The organism is Snuella lapsa, from assembly GCF_039539345.1.
GTDB lineage: Bacteria > Bacteroidota > Bacteroidia > Flavobacteriales > Flavobacteriaceae > Snuella > Snuella lapsa.
Window position 1 is genome coordinate 112,089 of record NZ_BAABCY010000016.1, and the last position, 26,806, is coordinate 138,894.

General features: G+C 36.8%; 21 protein-coding genes. 8 read left to right on the plus strand and 13 right to left on the minus strand.

All coding sequences use genetic code 11. From position 1 onward, the window contains the following. Nucleotides 1-23 precede the first annotated feature (23 nt). The 5 genes from ABD792_RS02805 to ABD792_RS02825 form a co-directional block, all read right to left on the minus strand. Nucleotides 24-851 (minus strand): Two component regulator three Y domain protein, encoded by an 828-nt coding sequence (locus tag ABD792_RS02805; protein WP_345004246.1) that lies wholly within the window; start codon nucleotides 849-851, stop codon nucleotides 24-26. A 177-nt stretch (nucleotides 852-1,028) separates the two neighbouring features. Then, nucleotides 1,029-2,357: a TolC family protein gene (locus tag ABD792_RS02810; protein WP_345004247.1), complete on the minus strand. Its 1,329-nt coding sequence runs from the start codon at nucleotides 2,355-2,357 to the stop codon at nucleotides 1,029-1,031. After that, entirely contained in the window at nucleotides 2,347-5,544 is a 3,198-nt protein-coding gene (locus ABD792_RS02815) for an efflux RND transporter permease subunit (RefSeq protein ID WP_345004248.1), read from the minus strand. Before ABD792_RS02815 ends, ABD792_RS02810 begins: the two co-directional genes overlap by 11 nt. A 1-nt stretch (nucleotide 5,545) precedes the next feature. After that, entirely contained in the window at nucleotides 5,546-6,682 is a 1,137-nt protein-coding gene (locus ABD792_RS02820) for an efflux RND transporter periplasmic adaptor subunit (protein ID WP_345004249.1), read from the minus strand. A gap of 74 nt (nucleotides 6,683-6,756) precedes the next feature. Next, nucleotides 6,757-8,667, minus strand: coding sequence for an ABC-F family ATP-binding cassette domain-containing protein (locus ABD792_RS02825; RefSeq protein ID WP_345004250.1), 1,911 nt, complete (start codon nucleotides 8,665-8,667; stop codon nucleotides 6,757-6,759). An 85-nt stretch (nucleotides 8,668-8,752) separates the two neighbouring features. On the opposite strand from ABD792_RS02825, the gene ABD792_RS02830 reads away from it, so the two are divergent. Further along, the gene (locus ABD792_RS02830) at nucleotides 8,753-9,139 is read left to right on the plus strand and encodes a DUF983 domain-containing protein (RefSeq protein ID WP_345004251.1); all 387 of its coding nucleotides are present in this window, start codon (nucleotides 8,753-8,755) and stop codon (nucleotides 9,137-9,139) included. Between the two features lie 30 nt (nucleotides 9,140-9,169). On the opposite strand, the gene ABD792_RS02835 is transcribed toward ABD792_RS02830, so the two are convergent. The 7 genes from ABD792_RS02835 to topA form a co-directional block, all read right to left on the minus strand. After that, entirely contained in the window at nucleotides 9,170-10,270 is a 1,101-nt protein-coding gene (locus tag ABD792_RS02835) for an NAD(P)/FAD-dependent oxidoreductase (RefSeq protein ID WP_345004252.1), read from the minus strand. 73 nt (nucleotides 10,271-10,343) lie between these two features. Continuing rightward, entirely contained in the window at nucleotides 10,344-11,234 is an 891-nt protein-coding gene (gene porN / locus ABD792_RS02840) for a type IX secretion system ring subunit PorN/GldN (RefSeq protein WP_345004253.1), read from the minus strand. Nucleotides 11,235-11,287: 53 nt separating this feature from the next. After that, nucleotides 11,288-12,847, minus strand: coding sequence for a type IX secretion system motor protein PorM/GldM (porM, locus tag ABD792_RS02845; RefSeq protein WP_345004254.1), 1,560 nt, complete (start codon nucleotides 12,845-12,847; stop codon nucleotides 11,288-11,290). A gap of 40 nt (nucleotides 12,848-12,887) precedes the next feature. After that, nucleotides 12,888-13,523, minus strand: a complete 636-nt coding sequence (porL, locus tag ABD792_RS02850) for a type IX secretion system motor protein PorL/GldL (RefSeq protein WP_345004255.1) — start codon at nucleotides 13,521-13,523, stop codon at nucleotides 12,888-12,890. Between the two features lie 72 nt (nucleotides 13,524-13,595). Beyond that, nucleotides 13,596-14,957 carry a T9SS ring complex lipoprotein PorK/GldK gene (gene porK, locus ABD792_RS02855; RefSeq protein ID WP_345004256.1) on the minus strand — a complete coding sequence of 454 codons (1,362 nt, stop codon included), beginning with the start codon at nucleotides 14,955-14,957 and terminating at the stop codon, nucleotides 13,596-13,598. Between the two features lie 160 nt (nucleotides 14,958-15,117). Further along, nucleotides 15,118-16,284, minus strand: coding sequence for a formimidoylglutamase (locus tag ABD792_RS02860; RefSeq protein WP_345004257.1), 1,167 nt, complete (start codon nucleotides 16,282-16,284; stop codon nucleotides 15,118-15,120). Nucleotides 16,285-16,290: 6 nt separating this feature from the next. Beyond that, nucleotides 16,291-18,777, minus strand: coding sequence for a type I DNA topoisomerase (gene topA / locus ABD792_RS02865; RefSeq protein ID WP_345004258.1), 2,487 nt, complete (start codon nucleotides 18,775-18,777; stop codon nucleotides 16,291-16,293). Between the two features lie 326 nt (nucleotides 18,778-19,103). Between topA and miaB the strand changes: the two genes are divergently transcribed. From miaB to groL, 7 genes are all read left to right on the plus strand, one after another. Next, nucleotides 19,104-20,549, plus strand: coding sequence for a tRNA (N6-isopentenyl adenosine(37)-C2)-methylthiotransferase MiaB (gene miaB, locus ABD792_RS02870; RefSeq protein ID WP_345004259.1), 1,446 nt, complete (start codon nucleotides 19,104-19,106; stop codon nucleotides 20,547-20,549). Nucleotides 20,550-20,595: 46 nt separating this feature from the next. Further along, the gene (locus ABD792_RS02875; RefSeq protein WP_345004260.1) at nucleotides 20,596-21,870 is read left to right on the plus strand and encodes a sigma-54 interaction domain-containing protein; all 1,275 of its coding nucleotides are present in this window, start codon (nucleotides 20,596-20,598) and stop codon (nucleotides 21,868-21,870) included. Between the two features lie 146 nt (nucleotides 21,871-22,016). After that, entirely contained in the window at nucleotides 22,017-22,523 is a 507-nt protein-coding gene (gene lptE / locus ABD792_RS02880; RefSeq protein ID WP_345004261.1) for an LPS assembly lipoprotein LptE, read from the plus strand. An 88-nt stretch (nucleotides 22,524-22,611) separates the two neighbouring features. After that, the gene (locus tag ABD792_RS02885) at nucleotides 22,612-23,544 is read left to right on the plus strand and encodes a hypothetical protein (protein ID WP_345004262.1); all 933 of its coding nucleotides are present in this window, start codon (nucleotides 22,612-22,614) and stop codon (nucleotides 23,542-23,544) included. Beyond that, nucleotides 23,541-23,894, plus strand: coding sequence for a preprotein translocase subunit SecG (gene secG / locus ABD792_RS02890; RefSeq protein WP_345004263.1), 354 nt, complete (start codon nucleotides 23,541-23,543; stop codon nucleotides 23,892-23,894). Before ABD792_RS02885 ends, secG begins: the two co-directional genes overlap by 4 nt. 156 nt (nucleotides 23,895-24,050) lie before the next feature. Further along, the gene (locus ABD792_RS02895) at nucleotides 24,051-24,326 is read left to right on the plus strand and encodes a co-chaperone GroES (RefSeq protein WP_345004264.1); all 276 of its coding nucleotides are present in this window, start codon (nucleotides 24,051-24,053) and stop codon (nucleotides 24,324-24,326) included. Nucleotides 24,327-24,431: 105 nt separating this feature from the next. Then, nucleotides 24,432-26,066 (plus strand): chaperonin GroEL, encoded by a 1,635-nt coding sequence (groL, locus tag ABD792_RS02900; protein ID WP_345004265.1) that lies wholly within the window; start codon nucleotides 24,432-24,434, stop codon nucleotides 26,064-26,066. 126 nt (nucleotides 26,067-26,192) lie between these two features. On the opposite strand, the gene ABD792_RS02905 is transcribed toward groL, so the two are convergent. After that, entirely contained in the window at nucleotides 26,193-26,789 is a 597-nt protein-coding gene (locus ABD792_RS02905) for an RNA polymerase sigma factor (RefSeq protein ID WP_345004267.1), read from the minus strand. Nucleotides 26,790-26,806 lie beyond the last annotated feature (17 nt).

Sequence of the window (26,806 nt, forward strand, 5' to 3'; positions counted from 1 at the left end):
ATTTATGAAAAATTTACTCGAAATTATTCTTTTTCAATATCCATTGTTGCTGTTGCATTTTGAAGCTCCAGATACATCATTCCTGGCGGACGATTACGTCCAGACACTGTAATATATTCTTTGTTTAAGTTGTTATCACTTACCATCATGGTATTCAACTTTGTTAGGTTCATAAATTCCATAGGCAATTCACCTGTAAGTTGATTACTTGACAATATTAATTCTTCTAGATCTCTTAATTGAGCTATTTCTGAAGGAATCTCACCATGTAATTTATTATCCATTAAACTCAACTTCTTTAATTTTGTTAGGGCATATATCTCTGTAGGTATAGTTCCAGTAAGATAGTTACTTCCCAACAACAACTCTTCTAAATTTGTTAAACCCATTAAAGACTGTGGAATGGTTCCCGTAAATTTATTACTGTAAAGTTTCAAGGATTTTAGGTTCTTTAATTCTCCTAACTCAGACGGAATATCACCTTCCAATCCGTTCATAAACAATTCTAAAGACGTTAGCTCTTTTAAGTTTTTTAGAGAAGATGGCAGTGTTCCTGTTAATTTATTGAATCCTAAATTCACTTTTTTCAAATGAACTAAGCTTCCTATTTCCTGAGGCAATGCACCTTGTAAATTATTAAAAGGCAAGTTAATTTCAACAACTTTATCGTCTTGTACTTTTACGCCAAACCACGAATCGATTGAGGCATTTAAATCCCAAGTTGCATTCCATTCAGCACCATTAGTAGATTTATACAACGCTAACAATGCTTCTTTTTCTGTTAACGAAATACCTGCAAATGCATGTACTGAAACAAAAAGGCATATAACAATAAGTTTTAAAGTCTTCATAATTGATAAATTGGGGATTAATTCTCTTACGAAATTACCCCATATATAGACTAAAAACTATTTTATTCGACGAAATGCATAAAATTTTAACATTTAACAACCGATCATCGGTATATAGATAAAACAAGCCACTCTTTTAGGTTAAGCTTCTTCCTTCTTTAATTTAGATTAGAGTACCTAAAAATCAATATTTAAAAGTTCTCCGCTTAATTGCAGCACTTGTAATTCGGCTAATTTTGCTTGGTATTTTGCCTGATTCCTATTTAGCTCGGCGTTTAAAAGATTTAACTGCGCTTGTCTAAATTCGATGGAGTTCACCTGACCTAACTTAAACTTTTCCTGGGTACGATTAAAATTGTTCTGAGAGGTAACAATATTCGCTTCCTGTATCCTGTAAATATCCAGTTTATTTTGATAATCATCCCATGCATTGTTGAAATCCCTAGTAATATTCATAACTAATTGTTTCTTCATTAGTTTCTGATTTTCCAATGCTATCTCAGCATTTTTGACCCTGGTTATAGTAGTTCCTCCATCGAACAGACTCCAACGTAAATTCACACCTCCAGATAAACCTGTATTTGTAGAGACTGCTAGAAAAGATGCAGCATTGTTATTATTTTTACTCCATCCATATGTTCCGGTCAATCCAACACTTGGTAAATAGGCTGACCGCCCCTTCCTTACATCCAGTTCGGTAATTGTAATACCTTTGTTAACCTGTAAAACTGCAATATTGTTAGATAATGTCTTTTCTAACAACGCTTCCCTGCTTAGTTGCAATAAAAAGTTTACCTTGGTATCAACTTCAAAATCCTGGGGTAACATATTACCTGTAACCACATTCAAATCACGCTTAACATTTTTTAACTGCTGGTATGTATTAATGTAATTGATACTATCGTTATTAATATCTACTTCGGCATTTAACACACCCAGTTTTGTACTTTGCCCATAATCAAACTGATAGTTAGCTCTGGCTAGCCTATCTTTTGAAATGGTTAGTGTTTGCCGAATAGCCGAGGTATTCTCGGTTAATTGGGCAACATTATAATATACTGTAAAGAGTTGTAATATGGTATTTTCAATAGTTTCCCTAGCTTCCAATTCAGATAACTGATAACGTTGTTTAAGCTGCTTATAGTTATAAGCTCTCCCCAAACCATCAAATAAAGTGTAGTTTAAATTTACTGAAGCATTATACCTAGAACTTTCAGCACCATTTAATTTTGTACTTTCCCCATTGGAAAATTCAGCTTCAGTATTATCCAGATTGTAAACCGCTCCAGCGTTCCCCGTAACTGTTGGCAAATGCCCTGAATTTAATACGCTTGCCTCGTTCTCGGCTATAGCAACATAATTATTCGCTAATTTTACTCCATAATTATTTTCTAATGCAAGGGCAACGGCTTGGTCTGGTGTTATTACTTGCAAATTTTGCTGTGCTGTTATCTTGACCATTCCAGTCAGCATAAGAAGCCCTATAGCAATGTACCTAATATTCATGTTCTTCATTTAATTCTTTTATAGCGCGTTCAACCTCTTCCTTTGTAACGTGGTTCCCTGTTACGAGCCATTTAACATTTTTCTTAATCCCATTACTAAAAGCCAAAAACAATGGCAATACCAACAGCGTTAGTATGGTAGCATAACCTATACCAAAGGAAATAGAAATCGCCATAGGCTTTAAAAACTGTGCTTGCCTACTCTTTTCCAACAACAGTGGTGCTAATCCTGCTATTGTTGTTAGGGATGTTAAAAAGATAGCTCTAAAACGTGACTTCCCTGCATTAAACAAAGCATGGTCAAAAGACATCCCTTCTTTAAGGTTGGAATTGAATTTACCTATCAACACCAAACCATCGTTAACCATAATACCTATTAAAGCTATGATACCCAAAAGCGATAAAACATTAACAGAGAAACCAAGCAACCAATGTCCCCAAGCAACCGCCGTTAAACTAAAAGGTACTAACAACAATAATAAAACAGGCTGACTGTAGCTTCTAAATGTAAAAGCAATGGTAATATATATAAGCAATAGTATAATTATTCCAGTGCGCTGTAATGATCTGGACAGCTTAGCTGCTTCGCGGTTTTGCCCTTCAAACGATGCTGAAATAGTAGGGTATTGCGATTGAATTCTAGGAACTACATTGGTTTTGATATCATCTAATATATCTGTTGCACTGGTATTTCTATCCTTAAGATCTGCTGAAACTTGAATTTCCCGTTGACCATCCAAATGGTTTATTGCCACATCACCGCGAGCAATAGTATATGTTGCGATATCCCGCAAGGCAACACGTTCGCCCGATGGTGTTACAATGCGCATATCATCTAAGTTATTTATCGATTCGCGATTACTACGGTCGTACCGTACCCACACCTTTATTTCATCTTGCCCTCGTTGGAAACGTTGTGCCTGAGCACCAAAAAAACCTGATCTCACCTGACTCATCACTGTTCTTAAATCCAGCCCCAGCAAATAAGCACTTTCTTTAAGCTGTAATCTTATTTCTTTAATTCCCGCAGGATCGTTATCGGCTACATCTTTTAATAGGGGGTTTGATTGCAAAGTAGATTTCAACTCCAGCTTCGCCGCTTTTAATTCTTCAATATTATTACTCAATAAAGAGACAGAGACTGGGCTGCCACCAAAATTACCACCAGATCCAAAAATTAAACGCTCAGTACCAATAACAGGCCCTACCAATTCTCTCAAACGATTGGCTACCAAAGAAGCATTAATAACATCTGGTCGTTCTTCTCCCGGCAACATGTTAATATCTAGTACAGCACTGGAACTACTACGTATGGTTAAAATGGTATTTTCAAAAAGCTGCTTATCGGTTCCTTGTAAATATTTTTCAGTAAACTCCTTGTTTACCAGAAAGGAAGCTTCTTCTATCATAGATATAATTGAGTCTGTCACCTTTACATTTGTTCCATTTGGCATATCCAATTCTACCGAAACGCGATCGCTGGCAATTGATGGGAACAGAGTAACCCCAATAATTCCGCCTCCGATAGAACCAAATGTTAATATTAAAAGTGCCACAAAAATACCTAACGAAAATATTTTAAATTTTAAAACAAAATCCAAAACTGGGGCGTACACTCTATCTCTTAAAAATGTCATGATTGTATCGCCCATCTTATTTATAAGTCGCATTTTAGCGAAAAACTGCTTTATTTTAGACGGATGTCCTTCCTCTTTCTTTTTCCGTAAGGCTTTGGAGTGTGCCAAATGAGCTGGTAAAATGACTAGGGCTTCTATAAGGGATACTGCCAAAGTTAATATAACAATGACCGATACCTCCCCAAAGAATTCCCCTATGCGACTTTCTAGAAAAAAGAACAACGAAAACGCCAAAATGGTTGTTACAATAGCCGAAACTACGGGAGGAATCACTTCTAAGGTACCGTCTATCGCTGCCTCAACGGGCGATTTACCCTTTTCGTAATGTTGGTAAATATTCTCGGCTATAACAATACCGTCATCCACCAAAATACCTATAACAATGATCATTCCAAATAGGGACAGTACATTTATTGTAACATCAAACTGTCCTGCAAAAATAAACATGCCCAAAAAGGAAATAGGAAGCCCCAAAGCCACCCAAAATGCCACACGCGTATTGAGAAATAAGGATAAAAACACCAATACCAAACAAATTCCCATAAACGCATTTTCGGCGAGTAATTGTGTACGCTGCTTTAATGTTATAGACCTGTCGTTTACAACATTTAAATACACGTTGTTGTGTTTTGCATTATAATCCTCTATATAGCTTTTTACCTTATCGGCAGAAGAAACCAAGTCTTCATTATTGGTACTCGTTATAGAAACATTAACCGCTAATTGCTGATTAAAGTATGTAGCGTTTGGGGTTTCAGAAAAACGGTCTCTAATAATGGCTACGTCTTTTAACCGAACTACTTTACCATCTTTATTAGCTTTCACTATAATGTTTGACAGTTCATCACCATAGTAGGATCTATTATTAGCCCTAATCAAATACTCTTCTGATTCTGTTTTTATGTTACCTCCTGTTACCAGTATATTCGATGCACTAACAACTCTAGAAACATCGCTAAAAGTTAAATCGTATGCCAATAAACTGGCTTCATTAACGGCGATTTCAATTTCTTCGTTAGGGTAGCCGGTAATTTCTACTTGCGAAATGCCATCAATAGTTCTTAAATCGTTCTCTATCTGCCTTCCCAATTGCTTTAAAGTTGCTAGGGGAATCTCGTTACCACTAATGGCAAAAGAAATGGTTTGTCTTGCTTCTTCACGCTTTGCAACAATAAGTGGCTCCATACCGGTTGGAAAAGAAGGGACTCTATCGACCGCATTCTTGACTTCCAAAAGCATAAAGTCTATACTCTCCCCTTTCTCTATTTCTACGGTTATAATCCCGCTGTTTTCCCTTGAAACCGACGTTACGCGATCTACACCTTTTAAACCTTTTAAATTATCTTCTATTTGAAGCACTATCCCTTCCTCAATTTCTTGAGGCGAAGCTCCCGGATAGGTTACATTTATATTGATTATCTTAGAATCAACCAGAGGAAAAAACGAAGATTTAAGCGACAAAACGCCAACAACACCAAACGCAAAAAACGCAAGAATAAAAACATTTACTGCAACATGGTATTTTATAAAGTAAGCTAAAATCTTTCTCATGCTAATTAGCGCTTTCCTGATCGTTATTTTTATTAACAAAAGGCCTAACCAACATTCCGGCATAAGCACCCGGCACCATTTTCTTTAAAATAATCGTTCCGTTGGGCACTTGCTTGACAACTACTTTGGATTCTGAAAAATAAACGGGCTTAACGTCTATAACATCTAGAATACTGTCCCTAACCACAAATATCTGCTGCGTATCCAACAACAAGTTTCTATTAATTTCAATAGCGTCCTTCTCCTGTTTTGCACTTAAGTTTGCCTCCAGATACAGGCCTTCTTTTAACTTTTCATCTTTCACCTCTATATATGCAGTAATGGTTTGCGTGGTTGGATCAACACTTCCATTAACTCTGGAGACAAAGCCTTTATAGGTCTCCGTCTTATCTAAACTCGTTAAAACAACCTGTTCGCCTATCTTTAGCAAGTGGGCATACGATTTACTTACTGCAACTTCCATTTCATAAACAGAGGGATCGATAAATTCACCTAATTTCTGTCCATTTCTTATTAAGGACCCTTCTGTTACCAATGCGTCAGTTAAAATACCAGTAAAAGGTGCTAAAATTGTATATTTGGACAAACGCTGTTCCATATTCTTAACATTGTAATAATTTGACACAATACCTCGTCCAGAAATGAAATAGTTTTCTTTATCGGAATCCATTTCAGGCAGCACAGGTGCTGTTTTCTTTATATCAAAGCTATTGAGATAATCCTGCCATTTTGAATAAACATCTGGAAAGTCCAAACGCAAATCGGGCATAATTGCCGCTATGGCATTGTACAAATTACTTTTTGAAGACTGAACACTTGCATAATACTCTGATGCATCCATTCGAATTAAGGTTTCTCCTTTACGAAATTGCTGCCCTGGTTTAAAAAGCTTAGTCCCCATTTTAAACACACCTTGAACTTCAGAATACAGTTCCACCCTACGTTTAGCCACCAGGCTCCCATTGGAAGGAATAGTAATTTGAACTGTTCCGTTTACTACAGTATCTGTAAAAACGGTCTTAACAATCTTTTCCTTAAAAGGCTTGGGCTTATTTTTATTGGCTATAAGCATTATAGCTAATAGCACAGAGGCTGCTATAAGTACGAAACCTATAACCGCAAGAATAATTTTACGCATTAGTATGTTTTTGTGTTTCAGTTACAAAACTATCTAATACGGCAACTTAAAACGTTAAAAAAAACTTAAATAAACTAAGCGTCCATGCTTTCAATTTCAATTTGAATATCCTCCCATTTTTGCATAAGTTCTTGTAGGACTTCTTTCTTTTTTTGGTAAGCATCGAAAAAGCCCGGTTCTGAAGTTACTTCTTCATAATTAATTTCCAGTGACAAGTCAATTTTCTTAATGTCCCGCTCAATATCATTTATTTTTGCCTCGACATTACTCAATTTATTATTTAAAGACTTAAGCTTTTTTTGTTCTTCGTAAGATTGTTGTTTTTTTTCTTTGGGTGCCTCTTTAATAACAGTTCGTTTCTCGACCTCTCTTAAACTTTCCACTTTTCGTTGTTCTAGATAGTAATCTATATCTCCCAGATATTCTTTTAGCTTATGGTCTTTAAAATCGTATACTTTATTAGTTAATCCCTGAAGAAAATCCCGGTCGTGGGATACCAAAACCAGAGTTCCTTCAAATCTAGCAAGTGCTTCCTTTAAAACATTCTTAGACTTTATATCCAGGTGGTTGGTGGGCTCATCCATTATTAGCACATTAAATGGCTGCAACATTAGTTTAGCCAAGGCTAACCTGTTACGTTCACCACCCGATAGTACCCGCACATACTTATCGACCTCTTCTCCCCGAAACAAAAATGCTCCGAGTATATCCCTCACTTTACTCCTATTGGTTTCATTAGCAGCATCGATCATGGTGTCCAAGACGGTTTTATTGCCATCTAAATACTCTGCTTGGTTTTGGGCAAAATAACCTATTTGCACATTATGCCCCAACTTTAAATGCCCCTCATATTTAATTTCACCCACAATGATTTTTGCCAAAGTAGATTTCCCTTGACCATTTTGTCCAACGAAGGCCGTTTTACTATCTCGCTCTATAAGTAAATCGACATCTTTTAAAACCTGGTTATCTCCATAATTCTTTGACACCCCTTCGGCTTCAACAACCACCTTACCTGGCGTTATAGACACAGGGAAGTTTAAGCTCATTACACTATTATCATCCTCATCAACCTCTATACGATCCATTTTATCAAGCTTTTTTATAAGCGACTGCGCCATGGTTGCTTTAGAAGCTTTAGCTCTAAATTTCTCAATGAGTTTTTCGGTTTGTTCTATTTGCTTTTGCTGATTTTTATGGGAAGCTAGTTGTTGTGTTCTAAGCTCCTCTCGCAACACCAAATATTTTGAGTACGGCTTTGGATAATCATAAATTCTGCCTAGCGAAATTTCGATGGTTCTATTGGTCACATTATCCAAAAACATTTTGTCGTGAGATACAATAACCACAGCTCCTGAATAATTATTCAAAAACCCTTCCAACCAAATAATCGACTCAATATCCAAATGGTTTGTTGGCTCATCCAACAACAGTATATCGTTATCCTGCAACAACAACTTAGCCAACTCAATACGCATACGCCATCCTCCTGAAAACGTATCGGTTAACCTATTGAAGTCGGTTCTATTAAAGCCAAGTCCTTGCAAAATCTTTTCTGTATCGCCCTGGTAATTATAGCCTCCTAAAATTTCGTATTGGTGCTGATACTCGTTAACATCGACCATTAGCTGATGATACCCTTCACTCTCATAATCGGTACGCTCTGCCAGCTGCGTGTTTATCGCTTCCATTTTGGCCTCTAACTGCTTGATTTCAGTAAAAGCTTCATAAGCTTCTTCCAACACCGTTCTTCCTAAAACAAAATCTATATCTTGTTTTAAAAATCCAATTTTAAGCGCTTTATCGCCTGCAATTTGCCCAGTGTCGGGTTCCATTTCTTTCGCCAAGATTTTGAGCATTGTCGATTTACCTGCTCCATTCTTTCCAATAAGGCCTACTCTGTCTCCATTCCCCAACTTGAAAGTTATATCTTCAAACAAATATTCGCCTTGAAATGAAATCGATAAATTATGAATGTTCATCATAGAAATGTAACTTATAATACAGAACTTTAATTATTAATATCCTATTTTTGCCCTGTAATTGCGCTTGCAAAAATACACAATTATTATGTTTAAAAAAGGGAGCAAATTATATAGCATTTTAACTGGAACTTGCCCAAAATGCCATGAGGAATCGATGTTTAAGAATAAGAATCCTTATATCCTTTCGGAAGCTTTAAGCATGCACGAAACATGTTCAAACTGTGGCACTAAATACAAAATAGAACCTTCTTTCTTTTATGGCTCCATGTATGTTAGCTACCCAGTAGGTATTGCCTTTGCTACTGCTGCGTTTGTTATTTCCTTTTTTGTTTTTAAGGCTTCCTTAAGTGTTGTTTTTGTTTCAATAGTAGGGACATTAATAGTTTTTATGCCGGTTATTTTGAGGCTCTCAAGAAATATATGGATCAACTTTTTTATGCATTACGATAAATCGCTTGCTAAAAAGCCCTAAGCTTATGGTAAAAACTTGTGTATTCCAGCTCTAAACTGTACCTAAGAAACGGGAAATATCAATATCTTTTTCTAATGGGTGCCCGTATTCAATAAAATTAAAAAGCTGTTCGGCAACGTAGGGAGCTATCATAACACCACGCGTGCCCAAACCATTTAAAACAAATAGATTTTTATGCTTAGGGTGAACACCTACCAACGGGCGCCTATCAATTACCGTAGGACGTATTCCCGCTACTTGGTCTACGACCTTATACGAACAGTTAATCACATTTTCCAGTTTAGACAAAAGTTCTTCTTTTGCTTTATTGGTAACAGTGTTGGTCTTATCACTCCACTCATAGGTTGCCCCAACAATATACATATCGTCTCCCAATGGAATTAAAAACACACTGCTCTTTAGCACGTAATCAATCTTTAGATCTGGCGCATGGATAACTAGCAACTCGCCTTTTGTAGCCATTAAAGGCAATTGATTAAAAAACGGGTTTTTTGAAAGCCCATAACCTTCGGCAAATACAATATGTTTTGCTGTTATTGCTTCGTATTGCATACCATCATTTTGTATTTCTAGAATATCATGGTTAAATGCATCACTCAAAAACGTTCCCTTACCTTTTAAATCTTCCTTATAAGTTTCTACCAATTGCTTGACATTAATGCGCCCTGTTTTAAGTACCTCTCCATAACCGAATGGTGCATCAATAGCACTATTATTGTTCTTAATGATATTCAATGAAAGATAATTGCTCAACTGGGGGTTATCGGAAGCTGCAAACCAATTGTTCTGCTCTTCCAAGGAAGTAAACTTTCGGTAAACGGGTATCTTATAATCCAATTTCACCTTTAAATTATCTTCAACTCTACGGTACATTGGCAATGCCTTTTGCAATTGCTCATCACTTTTCCAGACGGGTGTAAACCGTTTTAGTACCACGGGATTGTATAGGCCGCCAGCAACAACAGAGGATTGTTGTGAACTATTATCGAACACTACAAAGCTTTTATTGTGTTTTCTTAACTGCTCGCAAAAACTAATACCCGCCAGCCCTATTCCTACTACTATATAATCTACTGTCATAACGATGCGAAGATACTCATAATACCATTTTACCTTTAAATTTAACCACATAAAACATGTCTTTTTATCCTAAAAAAAACGCCCACCAATGGTGAGCGTTCTATATCATGATGACATGTTTAATTTAATAAGTCCACATATCTAATTCAAAATCTCGAATTTTAGTTTTTATCCTATCAGACTCTAATAATTGCATCAAGGCATTTTGGGTAATATACTCATTTACTTTTCTATCTCCCTGTACGTTTTCTTCGGCATAGATATGGCCATTAAAACGTCTGGAGTTTAAAATATGATCGAATGAATATGGCATTGAGCTATTTTCATTATTAAAAGCTTTGGCTTCATGAAGTACTTCTCTGGCATCTGGGAAAAACACCCAGAATAGTTCTACCAAATCCGGTTGCTCTTCGTCAATAAAATTAACATCGGGTGCTACGGGTGCAATACCCAACAAGCGGTATTTCATTTCTGCCTGGCGCTTATCAAAATACCATACGCCCTTAACGCGGTACTCTGCTATATCGGCTGCGGTCAACTCTCTTCTATTGATATATTCAGCAGATAATTCTTCACCAGCATTTATTTGTTCAATACCCAGCTCTGTTGTATCAACTTTTACCAGGGCAGCTTGAATATCATCCAATGTACGCTTGGTCTTAAAATAAGAATCGTCGTAAATGTTTTTTATTTTCTCGTTCTTAATATTTTTCATAAGTACATCGTACAAAGACCTTCTGTTGCTTCCTATGTTATTGGTATCTATAGGATAATACAGCGGAAAATTAGCACGCTCATCAAGGACAACTTTTTCCCAAACTATTTTAGAAAAAAGAACATCTCTATCATCCACATAACCATATTCCAAAGGTTTATCGTTATCGATCGCTTTTTGTGACTCTGTTCTTACTCCTATTTCTTCAGGGCTTTTAGCGTTAAGCAAATTTGCTTGGGCAAACATACCTGATACTGCAAAAACAGTAGTGGCTGTTAATAAAAAACGTTTCAACTTCATCTCTTTTAATTTTTATTTATTAGGGGCTAGGTTTTTATGCCTAACCCTAAATCTTAATTTGTAAGTTCAATAAATACGGGCGATACTTTTTTAAGTATAACGTTTACTCCGTTAGCCTTAGCTTCAATATCAAATATCTGAACGCCAGAACCTCTTTTGGCCTTACGTAAAGCAGATTTAGCTCTACTATCCAATTTATTACCATTTACATCAATAGTAGGTTGTCCAGGCACTTTAAATTTAAATCCGGTAACACGTAATGGTAATTCGAAATCAAAATCATCGAATTTAGCTCCAATGGTAGATATCTCAAGGCTTTGACGTTGCATTTTTACATTACTATCTTCACCTCTAATTGTTCCTGTTGGCTTCGGCAAATCTTTAATTCTAAAGCTTGCTCTGTCGCTCACTTTTTGACCATCTGGCAAAGTACCAGTAACATTAATGGTTACTTCTCTACCTTGTATTCTCGTAGCATCCATGATATACTTGCTCGTTCCAACTTTTGTTAAACCTTGGGCACTAGCACTAATTTTATTATCGGATACTCCTGCAAACGAAATGGTCATTGGGTTTTTAACACCTCGGTAAACCACATTCATTTTGTCGGCAGATATTGTAGCCGCATTAGGTTTAGGAACGGTAGCAAACGTTTGCGATACAGGCACTTCAATGTCTTCACCATCTTGGGCAAAAATCAACTTACCTTCAATTTTATGCTCACCAGCGGCTCCTGCATTTACTTTTAGTTTCACCTTACCGTCTTCAATAGTATAATGATCTTCAGTAAGTTTTCTACCATCTAATGTTAGCTCTACACGGTTAGGTTTAGTGGAAGCATCTTTACGTCCTAATACAATTTCTCCATCAAACTCTTCGCCGTTAAAGTAAGCAGATTTTGAAGTTTCCATCAAGGTCGTGTAATTTGTCATAGACACTTCACTTGTAAGGGTCCCTTTTAACATGTTTGACAATACTTCAGACTCCGTTGTTTTGATATCGGCTTGAAGTTGTGTCATTTTTGTTAGTGAGGCCACTAAAGGAAATCCTTTGTAGTGGTGCTCTAACCAATCTACAGTCCCTGCTCCACGCTTTACTGGTTCTGTTTTAAACTTCTTTTGCACATCTGCAACCACAGTTTCCATTCCTGGGTTACCTGCTAAAATCTCAGCTACACCATCTCTAAATGCAGCTATTTGGTTCATAAACTCTTCTCCATCTGATTTAAGCTTATCGCCTTTAAAAAAGTGTTCATCTAAATAGTCACCTTTATCCATGATCTCATAATCTGTAGGATCATCGATCTTAGCAGTCATTTTACCTTTTAAGTCTTCCAAATAGGTATCGAAAGTTGTTGCTAAGGCGTGTATTTGACTTGCTTTGTCTTTTAAAGGTTCGTATTTGGCCGGCTGGTCAATGGCTTGTTGTTCTAAACCTGCCATGAAAGCCGTATTACGTTCTGAAGCTGCTAAGTTCGATTCGGTTAATTTTTCATTCATTAAACCAAATGCTGAAAGCACTTCCTTTGACATATTTAATGCTAGCATTGCTATGAATATTAAATACATCAGGTTAATCATTTTCTGTCTTGGTGATAAATTTCCTGCTGCCATGTCTAATTAGGTTTTGGTTAATTTTTGGGATAACCCCTAATTATTTTTTGTTCATAGCAGACAGCATACCACCATACACACCATTTAATGAAGATAGGTTAGACGCCAATGATTGCATTTGCTCTTTTAATTTAGCTGCATTTTCTACAGACTCTTCATTAATAGATGCCTGACGGTTGATACTCTCTAACTGTACTTTATACAAACTGTTTAGAGACTCCATTTGAGCAGCAGCTAAAGATAATTCTTCTCCATACTTCCTAGTTGCTTCTAATGACTCAACTGTTGGAGAAATATTTTTTGCCGCTCCTTCAAAGTTTTTAATGCTATCACCTAAACTTGCCATTAATTCGCCATCAATTTTAGCGTCTTTTAACAACTCATCCAGTTTTTTAGACAACATACCTTGTGCATCCTTAGGCTCTTTACTTGCTGCCTCACCTCCGGCCAATTCTGGGTATACTAGCGACCAATCTAAATCATCATCTACTGGTTCGAATGCGGAAATCGCAAAAATTATTGCTTCTGTAACCAATCCAATGGTTAACATTACATTACCTGTTAAAGGTCCAATTTCAAAATGAATAATCTTAAATAGTGCTCCAACGATTACAATTGAAGCTCCTAATCCATAAGCTAAATTCATAAACTTTTTACTTGCTCTTGACTGTGCCATAATTCTCGGTTTTAAATTTTAAGTATGAATACTTAAGTAGGTTAATTAATAGTATTTATTTTAGATTTAATGTTACTTTTTAGAATTGTCGGTTACTTTTGTCCCCATGTAATCCTGTACTGTTCTAAAACCTATGTAACTTCTTGCTGAATCTGCATATTCGTAGTCTCTGGAACTCACCTGTAAAAAGTAAGCTACATCTTTCCAAGATCCTCCTCGAACTACTTTACGCTGATTGTTATTATCGTTTACGTTTGGATTGACTGTTGAAACGTATTCGTAAGATGATGGATCGTATGATGCATTAACCCATTCTGAAACATTTCCAGCCATATTGTAGAGATTATAATCATTTGGCTCGTAAGATTTAGCCTCAACGGTATACAAGGCTTGATCTGCAGCATAATCACCACGAACGGGTTTAAAGTTAGCCATAAAACAACCCCTGTCGTTTCTTGCATAAGGTCCTCCCCAAGGGAATGTTGCAGCTTGCAGGCCACCTCTTGCAGCGTATTCCCATTCTGCTTCAGATGGTAATCTGAATGAGTTTACAAAAGCCGTTCCTTTGGATTTCTGGTAAGCATTCTTCCATAAAGTTCGCCATTGGCAAAATGCCTTTGCTTGCTTCCATGTAACACCAACCACTGGATACTCTCCATAAGCATCATGCCAAAAATAATCGTTGTGCATAGGTTCGTTGTACGAATAAGCAAAATCCCTAATCCATGTTGTTGTATCTGGATACACTTCAATTTCTTCTTTAACTAGCACATCCTTACGTGCTAAAGAACGATTATGAGCTGCCTTTTGAATATCCATGTAAGTATACTGGAACTTAAACTTTTTAACGTCCCATGTGCGTTGTCCATTATAAGACTCTTCAATAGGCAAGTACATGGTATCCATAACCTCGGCATAATATTCATCTGGATATTCATTTATATCAAAAACCAAATCGATATCCTTATTAAGCTTTCTACCTTCGTATCCTGTAGGACCAAGACCACTATAATTTTCGAACATGTATTTTTCATATACGGTCATATTGGCTGTATCAGCATCTTTAAATGCATACTCACCTATACCACCATCATCGGGGGTCATCCCAACTTCATCGGCTAAGATAGCCAACTTTGTTCTTACTATAGAATCACGAACCCAGTTAACAAATTGTCTGTATTCACTATTTGTTATCTCTGTTTCATCCATATAGAAAGCACGAACAGTTACTGTTTTGGCTGGAGCATCATGAACACCCGCTAAATCGTCGTCGGCCTTCCCCATAATAAACGCACCTCCAGGTACAAGTTCCATACCATAAGGCTTTTCCGGATGCCATTTTTTTCCTTTAACACCTACTAGTTCTCCTCTATCTTTAGAGCCACAACTAGCTAGCAGTGTTAATACTGTGGTTATTACTAAAAACTTCTTCATATCCATAAAAACTCGAGGTTAATTTATTTTAAGCTTCATTTGAGAGCGTAAACATATCTATATATTTTTTAAAAAACAACTTTTTAGCCGAAAAATTTACATTTCATCGTGAAAAAATAGCATTTCAACGATAAAATAAACACTTAAACTGTAATATTATTTAGACGCTGTTCTTTCGAAATGCCTTATACCACCGCTCTGGGATTTTATTACCACAGGCATCTATATAATCTTGATGCGCGCAAGATAATAACGTGTGTGTCTTCAATTTATTATTGACATCTGCTAAAAATGGTATTTCTATCCACCATCTTCCTGTTTTATTACTTTTATAGAAAATCAATTCCTGGGAGTCTACTAAGGTAATGAATTTTTGATAACTATTTTCATCGGCAAAGTCATCGTCCTTAACCCTAAGGTTAACACCTTCAATAAAGTACCAAAGCATTTGGGAAACAAGCATTGCAGTCATTTCATCGTCCTTAGAGGGCTTGTATTCGTAAATCCCCAACGAAGTCACCTTATTACTTATACCAGCATAACGTGCTATGGCGCATATTTCCTTACCGTCCAGACCATTGGGTGAGAATTTTTGATTTAAACTCACCTCCGATCCTTTTACCGAATTCAAATCAATGCTTACAATGTTTGCATCTCTTACTGCTGGTTCTACCAACGAAATATCACCAGACACTTCGCCTAACCGATACGATTCGAAATACAATTGATCCATTAAATCTATTTCTTCCTGTGAGTTAAAATAGGTTTGATAGCCAACAGTTGCATAATTAAAAAGGTTATATGGCTCATCTAAAATAATTTTACCTACGAAACTGTTATTCTTCATTGGTTTAGATGAGTCTCCCATATCAAACTTAGAGTCTACATTTACAATATTAACCATTGGAATTAAATCATCGTAGGCACGATATGTAGCGTATGTAAGGTCCTGTGTTCCCCCAATAATAACTGGTATAATTTTTAGCTTCAACAAAACCGAAACCGTATTCTTTAAAGCAAAGTATGTGTCTTCAACACTTTCGCCCTTTTTAATATCACCCAAATCTGCAACAACCGAGCTCCAACTTCCAGGAAAAAGGCCATAAAACGATTTCCGGATTTCATTTAGGTTAAATTCTTCTCCTATATAATTAACATCATTTCTGTTTTCCAACACACCAACTAAGGCAATACTAACTGAATCTAAATCTGGAATCCCTTGACCTTTGGAATGAATCCTCAGCTTCCTTCCCAATGCTTGCGAAGACAGCAAAGCATTATGGGCCAACACTAAATCTGAAACAGGAGACAGGAAATTAAAATCCATATAGTATTATTTCTTTTTCGCAGCTGTTTTCTTTCTTGTTTTCTTCTTTGGTTGATTTGCTTCTATTATGGCTTGAGCCTCTTCCAGTGTCATTTTAGAAACATCAACTGTTTTTGGCAATTCAACTTTCACTTTTCCTTTAATCACATTATGTCTTCCCCACCTAGCTTTCTCAACACGCACACCTACTTCTTCCCAATTGTGGACAACCTTATCGATTTCCTTTTGAATTTTTGTTTCTATCAATTCAACTATATCGTCCTCCGACAAATTATCCCAATCGTATTTTTTATTAACATTAATAAACATATTGTTCCATTTTATAAATGGTCCAAAACGTCCCTTCCCTTTTTGAACAGGCAAATCCTTATACATATATATAGGCGCATCTGCTTTTTGTTTTTCCTTAATTAAGTCGATAGCTTCATCCAGTTCCACACTCAACGGATCTACGCCTTTTGGAAGCGAAACAAATGCATTGCCAAATTTAACGTAAGGACCAAATCGCCCATTATTAACCTCGACCTCCTCGCCTTCGTATGACCCAAGGTGTTTTGGAAGCTGAAATAAATCCATAGCCTCCTCGAAGGTAATATTATTTAACTGCTGGTCGGCTCCTAAACTTGCAAACTGTGGTTTTTCTTCATCATCTACTGTACCTATTTGTACCATTGGACCAAACTTACCCAAACGTACACTCACTTGTCTACCCGTCTTAGGATCTACTCCTAAAATACGTTCCCCGGATTCTCTATCAGCATTTTCTTGAACATGCTCAACTTGCGGATGGAACTCTTTATAAAATTCTTCCATCATATTAGACCAATCTACTTTGCCTTCAGCAATATCATCAAAATCTGCTTCCACCTTAGCGGTAAAGTTGTAATCTAAAATATGTTCGAAATGATTTACCAAAAAGTCGGTTACGATCATACCTATATCTGTAGGCACAAGCTTTCCTTTATCCGAACCAACTTTTTCGGTTAGCAATCTATCTTTTACTTCACCATTTTTCAGTGTTAACTGGGCATATTTTCTTTCAACACCTTCAACGGTTCCCTTTTCTATATAGTTCCTATTTTGAATGGTCGAAATCGTAGGCGCATAAGTTGATGGACGCCCAATACCAAGCTCTTCAAGTTTCTTAACCAAAGAAGCTTCTGTAAATCTAGCCGGAGGCCTTGTATAACGTTCTGTTGCCGTTATATAGTTATTAATAAGCACTTCGTTAACCGACATAGCAGGAAGCATGTCGTCCTGCTCTTCGTTTTCGTCATCGGTACCTTCTAAATAAACTTTTAAAAACCCATCAAAAGTTATAACTTCTCCATTTGCCGTAAATATCTCATTATGTGAAGATGCGCTAATTTTAACATTCGTACGTTCTAATTGCGCATCACTCATTTGCGATGCAATGGCCCGCTTCCATATTAAATCGTACAAACGCGCCTGATCCCTATCAACATCTATCGCATTTAATGAAAAATCGGTAGGCCGTATAGCTTCGTGTGCTTCCTGTGCCCCTTTAGATTTCCCTGTATAATTTCGCGGTTTACTATACTCTGCTCCGTATGTATTTTCTATTTCTAACTGCGCTCCTTTTCGTGCTTCATCTGACAAATTCACACTATCCGTTCTCATATAAGTAATTAACCCAGCTTCGTACAAACGCTGCGCAACGGTCATTGTCTTACTTACCGAAAAATACAATTTACGAGATGCTTCCTGCTGTAATGTCGAGGTTGTAAAAGGTGCCGCTGGCGCTTTCTTTGCAGGCTTTTTTTCTAAATTAGAAACCTTAAAGGTTGCTAATCCGTTCTTTTGCAAAAAGCTTTGAGCTTCTTCTTTAGTTGCAAAGTTCTTTGGTAGTTTAGCTTTAAACGTTTGCCCAGACTCGTTAGAGAATTCGGCATCAATACGATAAGACGCTTCTGGTGTAAAACTTTGTATGTCGCGTTCGCGTTCTACTATAAGTCTAACTGATACCGACTGCACCCTGCCTGCAGATAAACCACCTTTTACTTTTCTCCAAAGTACTGGAGACAACTCATACCCTACTATCCTATCCAAAACACGTCGTGCTTGTTGGGCATCAACCAAATCGTAATCTATTCCTCTGGGATTTTCTATAGCTCTCTGAATGGCCGTTTTAGTAATTTCATGAAATACAATCCGTTTGGTCTTGTCTTTATTCAATTTCAAGGCTTCTGCCAGATGCCAAGCAATGGCTTCCCCCTCTCGATCCTCATCACTTGCCAACCAAACCATATCGGCTTTCTTAGCTAACTCTTTTAACTTTTTAACAACCGCCTTTTTGTCTTTCGAAACTTCATACTTCGGTTTAAAATCACCTTCTACATCAACTCCTAATTCTTTGGATGGTAAATCGGATATATGTCCAAAACTAGACTCTACCGTATACTCTTTTCCTAAAAATTTCTCAATAGTTTTTGCCTTAGCAGGTGACTCAACAATCACTAAATTCTTCGCCATACTTCAATTTTTGGAGCTACAAATGTATATGAAAAAAAGTTTATCTGCTGCATTTTAAGGATTATCTGTTAAATATTTCAACAAAAAAAAGACCACTTAACACTTAAACAGTAAACTTTTAACTAATCCTTTCTTGATTAGTTCCACCCTCTTTTATATTAATTATACTTAGCAGATAGCACCTAAAAAGCAAAAAATAAAACACCTCCAAAACCTATTCTCTTAAAGCTTTATTAAATTTGTTATTTTAAATCTGACACTTTGTCATAAAGTATAAATTAATTGTATCTTTGCATACTTATTGACTGCTATCCGTTCAATACATTATGGAAAAGATTATAGAAGAAGAAAAACAAGGACAATCACTTATCCTTGACCAACAAGAAGGGAATACGCGTAAGCTTTTTATAGAAAGCTATGGCTGCCAAATGAATTTTAGTGACAGTGAAATTGTTGCCTCCATTCTAGCAAAAGAAGGGTTTAACACTACACAGCAATTGGAAGAAGCCGATTTGGTTTTGGTAAACACCTGTTCTATAAGGGACAAGGCCGAACAGACCGTAAGAAAGCGACTTGAAAAATACAATGCCGTCAAAAAAATAAATCCTTCCATGAAAGTGGGCGTTTTGGGCTGTATGGCCGAACGCCTTAAGAACAAATTCTTGGAGGAAGAAAAAATTGTAGACCTTGTCGTAGGACCTGACGCCTATAAAGACCTTCCTAACTTACTGTCGGAAGTTGAAGAAGGCCGAAATGCTATAAATGTCATACTATCCAAAGAAGAGACCTACGGCGATGTTTCGCCTGTACGCTTAAATAGCAATGGTGTTACCGCCTTTGTATCCATTACCCGCGGATGCGACAACATGTGCACCTTTTGCGTGGTACCTTTTACCAGAGGGCGTGAACGTAGTCGTGATCCACAAAGCATTCTAGAGGAAATAAATGATTTATGGAGCAAAGGCTTCAAAGAAGTTACCTTACTTGGTCAAAACGTAGACAGTTACTTATGGTATGGCGGTGGATTAAAAAAAGACTTCGAAAAAGCCAGTGATATACAGAAAGCTACTGCCACTAATTTTTCTAAGCTTTTAGAAATGTGTGCTCAAGCGCAGCCTAAAATGCGTTTTCGTTTCTCTACATCCAACCCACAGGATATGACATTGGATGTTATAGAAACCATGGCTAAGTTCAATAACATTTGTAATTATATTCATTTACCAGTTCAAAGTGGCAGTAACCAAATACTCAAAGCTATGAACCGCCAACACACCAGAGAGGAATATTTTGAGCTAATAGATAATATTAAACGTCTTATTCCAGACTGTGCCATTAGCCAAGATATGATTTCCGGTTTTCCTACTGAAACTGAAGCCGACCATCAAGACACTTTAAGTCTTATGGAATATGTTAAGTACGATTTTGGATTCATGTTTGCTTATTCCGAAAGACCTGGCACACTAGCCGAACGAAAAATGGAAGATGACATTCCTGAAGATATCAAAAAGCGTCGCCTAAACGAGATCATTCAATTACAGCAAAAGCACAGTTTATACCGTACCCAACAACATCTTGATAAAATTGAAGAAGTGCTTATCGAAAAAGCCTCAAAAAAATCGGATGCGCATTGGTCTGGACGTAATAGCCAAAACACAGTAGTTGTTTTTCCTAAGGAGCATTACAAAGTTGGCGATTTTGTAAACGTTAAAATAACCGACTGCACCAGTGCAACACTTATTGGGGAGGCTGTAGGATACTCAGAAAACAATTAATAACAAAAAAAACAATACAATCACTGCTTTTGTAGTGAATAATAATATGGAATCTGTTCAAACTATTAAACAACGTTTTGGTATTATTGGTAATTCTCCTGGGCTAAACAGAGCTCTGGAAAAAGCCATTCAGGTAGCCCCTACCGATATTTCGGTGCTGGTAACCGGCGAAAGTGGTGTTGGTAAAGAAAGTATTCCGAAAATAATACATCAATTATCCCATAGAAAACATAATAAATACATTGCTGTTAATTGTGGAGCCATTCCAGAAGGCACCATCGACAGCGAACTATTTGGCCATGAAAAAGGTGCTTTTACCGGAGCAACACAAACACGGCAAGGATATTTTGAAGTGGCAGATGGAGGCACTATCTTTTTGGACGAAGTAGGTGAGCTACCATTAACTACCCAAGTACGCTTATTACGTGTTCTTGAAAATGGTGAATTCATAAAAGTAGGATCCAGTAAAGTCCAAAAAACCAATGTACGTATTGTTGCAGCCACCAATGCCAACATGCACGAAGCCATTGACAAAGAAAAATTTCGTGAAGACCTGTATTACCGCCTTAGCACAGTAGACATCCACTTACCTCCTTTACGACAGCGCCAAGAAGATATTCATTTGCTTTTTAGAAAATTTGCAAGTGACTTTGCCCTAAAGTACAAGATGCCAACGATTAAATTAACCGACAATGCCGTTGAGGTTCTTTTAAAGCACAGATGGAGTGGTAATATTCGACAATTGCGAAATGTTGCCGAGCAAGTTTCTGTCCTTGAACAAAACAGAACCATAACAGCTCAAGTTTTAAGAGGTTATTTACCAACAGTTGGAAGCAATTTACCAGCCGTTATTAAAACCTCCAAATCAGAAAGTGATTTTAGCAGCGAGCGTGAAATTTTGTACAAAGTACTGTTCGATATGAAAAACGATCTGAACGACTTAAAAAAGCTCACGATGGAACTTATGAAAAGTGGCAGCGTTAAAGATGTTGAAAAAAATCACGAAGGCTTAATCCAAAAAATTTATGGAAGTGATGATGATGATGATGTAGACGAGGTCTTTGAGGACTCTACCGAAGACACAGAGGTCTTATCCATTCCAGAACACACTTCTGTTTCTGAAGCACCTTCTAACATTATAGACAAATACCACTTTGCCGAAGAAATTGAAGAGGAAGAGACCTTATCTTTACAAGACAAAGAATTGGAATTAATAAAAAAATCGCTTGAACGTCACAACGGAAAACGTAAATTGGCTGCTGCCGAACTAGGCATTAGCGAGCGCACCCTATATAGAAAAATCAAACAATATGACCTTTAACATGTTACAGGATAGTACCCTATTAACTGTTAATCTACAACAATATGAAACCACAATCGTTAAAAGATTGTCTCACATAAGTACAGTAGAAGTATCTAAATCATAAAACAAAGGTTCCAACCCAATAATAACTAAAACCCAGACCTGTGAAATACATAAAATACATTTTTTTACTCTTAACTTTAGCAACCATAAGTAGCTGTGGCTTTTATTCATTTACAGGAGCATCAATCCCACCCGGAACGGAAACCTTTCAAGTAAATCGTTTTGAAAACAATGCCTTATTGGTTGAACCTGGCTTAGAACGCGATTTTAAACTAGCACTGGAAGACTTATTACAAAACCAAACCAATTTAAGTTTGGTACCTTCCAATGGCGATTTAGTATATGAAGGCGAAATTACAGATTACAGAATATCACCTACTACGGCAACATCTCAAAATACTGCTGCTCAGAACAGATTGACCATAGCTGTTAAAGTTCGTTTTTTTAACAGAAAGAATGAGGAAGACGATTTGGAACAAACTTTTTCATTCTTTTATGACTACCCAGGAAGCGCACAACTTATAGGATCTCAAAAAACAACGGCCATTGAAGAAATTTTTGAGCGCATTACACAAGATGTCTTTAATGCCACACTCGCAAAATGGTAAATTAAAGGAAAGGATGCCGTTAGACCAACATTAATAATCTTGTTGTATATTTAAAAACATTAACAAAAGGAATGATTTGGTATAACCAATGAACAATACGGATTTTACATACATACTCCAGCAACCACAAACAATAACCGAGCAGCAAACCGAAGCATTAAAATCGATTATTGACGAATTCCCTTATTTTCAATCTGCCAGAGCTATTTGCCTGAAAGGTTTAAAAAACATTGAAAGCTTTAAATACAATCAAGAGTTAAAAACAACTGCCACCCATACTACAGATAGAAGTATTCTGTTTGATTTTATCACTTCTGAAATATTTATTCAAAATGAAGTTTCAGACTTTATAAAACAAAATGTAGCACATGTAAAAGACATCGATGTTGATGTTGAGGACATTTCCGTAAACAAAAAAGTTAGCCTCGACGACACATTAGAGCAGCAGATAAAAGAAACTACCGGCGTTTTAGACCCTGCGCTTTTTCAACCAAAAACGCCCCGGCCAGTAGTTTTAGAAACCCCTTCCCCTGCTAATCCTATTTTAGAGAATGCACCTGTCGAAAACACAACTGCTACCGATATCCTTAAAATTGGCAGCCCCTTGCAGTTTAAAAAAAATGAATCCCATTCATTTAATGAATGGCTAAAATTAACAAGATACAAGCCCATACAAAGATCTGAGGAAAAACCTAACAAAATTGTCAACCAACCACCTCCTGAGCAATTAGAAAAAGCCAAAAAATTTGCATTGATCGATCAATTTATTAGCAAAAACCCTAAAATAAACCCAACCAAATCCAGTCCGCCAAAAGGCAACCTAGCCAAGGCACAAATGATACAGCCAGAGGCCTTAATGACCGAGACTTTGGCACGTATTTATTTGGAACAAAAAAATTACAAAAAGGCAATTCAATCTTATAAAATATTAAGTTTGAAATATCCAGAAAAAAGTAGTTTCTTTGCAATCCAAATTAAAGCAGTAGAACAATTACAAGAACAAAATAATAAAGAACAATGAGTACGTTTACAATATTTTTAGCATTAATTGTTGTCGTAGCATTTTTACTAATCGTAGTAATTATGGTTCAAAACCCTAAAGGTGGCGGGTTATCGTCTTCTTTCGGCGGTGGAGGCACACAACAGTTAGGTGGTGTAAAAAAGACAACAGACTTTTTAGATAAAAGTACATGGACCCTTGCAACACTTTTATTAGTGTTAATTCTTTTATCGAACGTTGCTATTAACAAAGGTGGAGAAAATGGCGATTCAAAAGCATTAGACCAAGATGCAACAACCGCACAACCTTTACCAAATACTCCAGCCCAAACGGCAAATGATGCAGCAACTGTTAATGATAGTATCAAATAATCAAGGTACCACAATATCAACAACAAAAAATGCCAACTTATTAAAGTTGGCATTTTTTGTTTCTGCAAGTTTGTCAGTTACCAACTATTGGCACACTTTTAGAATAATGTATAGGCATTAAACACAAAATTTAATTAATTTAAATATCATAACAAAATGAGCTTAAACATTAAACCATTAGCAGACAGAGTTCTTATCGAGCCTGCTGCCGCTGAAACAAAAACAGCATCAGGAATCATCATTCCAGATAACGCTAAAGAAAAACCACAAAGAGGCACTGTTGTAGCTGCTGGAAAAGGCACAAAAGACGAGCCTATAACTGTACAGGTTGGCGACACTGTTTTGTATGGTAAATATGCAGGAACAGAGCTTAAACTAGAAGGCAAAGATTATTTAATAATGCGCGAAAGCGACATATTAGCAATAGTGTAAAACTGCAATAAGCTTAAAGCCCTTGGCTTTTAGCTCCAACTAAAATTAATTATTAACATTTAGCCAATAGTAATACACTAAAGGCAAAAAGCAAAACATATAAAAATGGCAAAAGACATTAAATTTGATATAGAAGCACGCGACGGCTTAAAGCGCGGTGTAGATGCATTAGCAAATGCAGTAAAAGTAACCTTGGGTCCTAAAGGACGTAACGTTATTATTAGCAAAAGCTTTGGTGCTCCCCAGGTAACCAAAGATGGTGTTTCAGTAGCTAAAGAAATTGAGTTAGAGAACGAACTAGAAAACATGGGAGCACAAATGGTAAAAGAAGTTGCTTCCAAAACCAATGATTTAGCTGGTGATGGTACTACTACTGCAACAGTTTTAGCTCAAGCAATTGTAAAAGAAGGTTTAAAAAATGTTGCTGCCGGTGCTAACCCAATGGACTTAAAGCGCGGTATTGATAAAGCTGTAGAAGCCATTACCAACAACCTTGAAAAGCAATCGCAAGAAGTAGGAAACTCTTCTGAAAAAATCAAGCAAGTGGCTGCTATTTCTGCAAACAACGACGATACAATTGGAGAATTGATTGCCCAAGCTTTTGAAAAAGTAGGCAAAGAAGGTGTTATTACTGTTGAAGAAGCCAAAGGTATGGACACTTATGTAGACGTTGTAGAAGGTATGCAATTTGACAGAGGTTACTTATCACCTTACTTTGTTACCGATGCAGATAAAATGATCGCCGATTTAGAGAATCCTTACATTTTATTGTTCGATAAAAAAATCTCTAACCTACAAGAAATTCTTCCTATTTTAGAGCCAGTAGCACAATCTGGTCGTCCCTTATTAATAATTGCTGAAGATGTTGACGGACAAGCGTTGGCTACTCTAGTAGTTAACAAATTACGTGGTGGTCTTAAAATAGCAGCTGTAAAAGCTCCTGGTTTTGGCGACAGACGTAAAGCTATGCTAGAGGACATTGCTATTTTAACAGGTGGTACTGTAATTTCTGAGGAAAGAGGATTTACTTTAGAAAATGCCGACTTAAGCATGCTAGGTACAGCAGAAACAGTAACTATAGATAAAGATAACACAACTATTGTTAATGGTTCTGGTGATGCTGAAACTATCAAAAGTCGAGTAAACCAAATTAAATCCCAAATTGAAACCACTACATCAGATTATGACAAAGAAAAGCTTCAAGAACGTTTGGCTAAACTAGCCGGAGGTGTAGCCGTACTTTATGTAGGTGCCGCTAGTGAAGTTGAAATGAAAGAAAAGAAAGACCGTGTAGACGATGCACTTCACGCTACAAGAGCTGCCGTAGAAGAAGGCATAGTTTCTGGTGGAGGTGTTGCTTTAGTAAGAGCAAAATCGGTATTAGAAAACATAACTACCGAAAACTTAGACGAAGTAACCGGTATTCAAATTGTAGCACGTGCAATTGAGTCTCCTTTACGTACTATCGTAGAAAATGCAGGAGGTGAAGGTAGTGTAGTAGTTGCAAAAGTAATGGAAGGAGAAGGTTCTTTTGGCTACGATGCTAAATCCGAAACTTATGTAGACATGCTAAAAGCTGGTATTATCGACCCTAAAAAGGTTACGCGTATCGCTTTAGAAAACGCAGCTTCTGTTTCTGGTATGATCCTTACTACAGAGTGTGCCTTAGTTGACATCAAGGAAGATGCTCCTGCTATGCCTCCAATGGGTGGCGGTGGCGGTATGCCAGGTATGATGTAAATACCCAAACCTTAATAAATTAAAAGCGCTTCAATCGTGATTGAAGCGCTTTTTTTGTAAGCCAAATATTAATCTATAATTTTCTGCCTGTTTACAAAAATATCTAGAGCAATACCTTTTTTCAGTTTATAATGCCCCCCTGATGTCCTTAAAAAAATTAACAAACAACAACAACTTGCTTTTATTAAACTTAACGTCTTTCTTAATTATTGCATAGGCTTTGCACATTTGAGCATGAACAGTCTTGGTTGAGATATTAAGTTTTTCTGCAATCTCAGTGTATTTCATGTTATCGTACTTGCACATATCAAACACTTTTCTGCACTTTGGCGGCAACTTCTCAATAGCTACCTTAACTTGCGCAATACGCTCCTTTTTAACCTCTTCATTGTCTTCAATTGTTTCTAAAATTCGCTTGTATCGCCATTCTTCCAAAACAGTCTGCTCCCGTTTCATCCTACGGTATTTATCAATATAGGTGTTATACGCCGAAGTATACAAATACCCCTTTATGGAATATGCCGAATCAATCTTACTCCTAGAGTTCCATAATTTTATAAACGTTTCCTGAAGAATATCATCCGACTGGGAACTGTCTTTTGTAAAGCCATCAATAAAAGTTTTCACCCCTTCAACTTGAAGCTCATATAGCTCCCTAAAGGCCTTTTCATCACCATTTTTAACAGCCTCAATAAGATCGGTTATTTCTTTTTTAGCCCCCATTAATTTGTTTGCGGTAA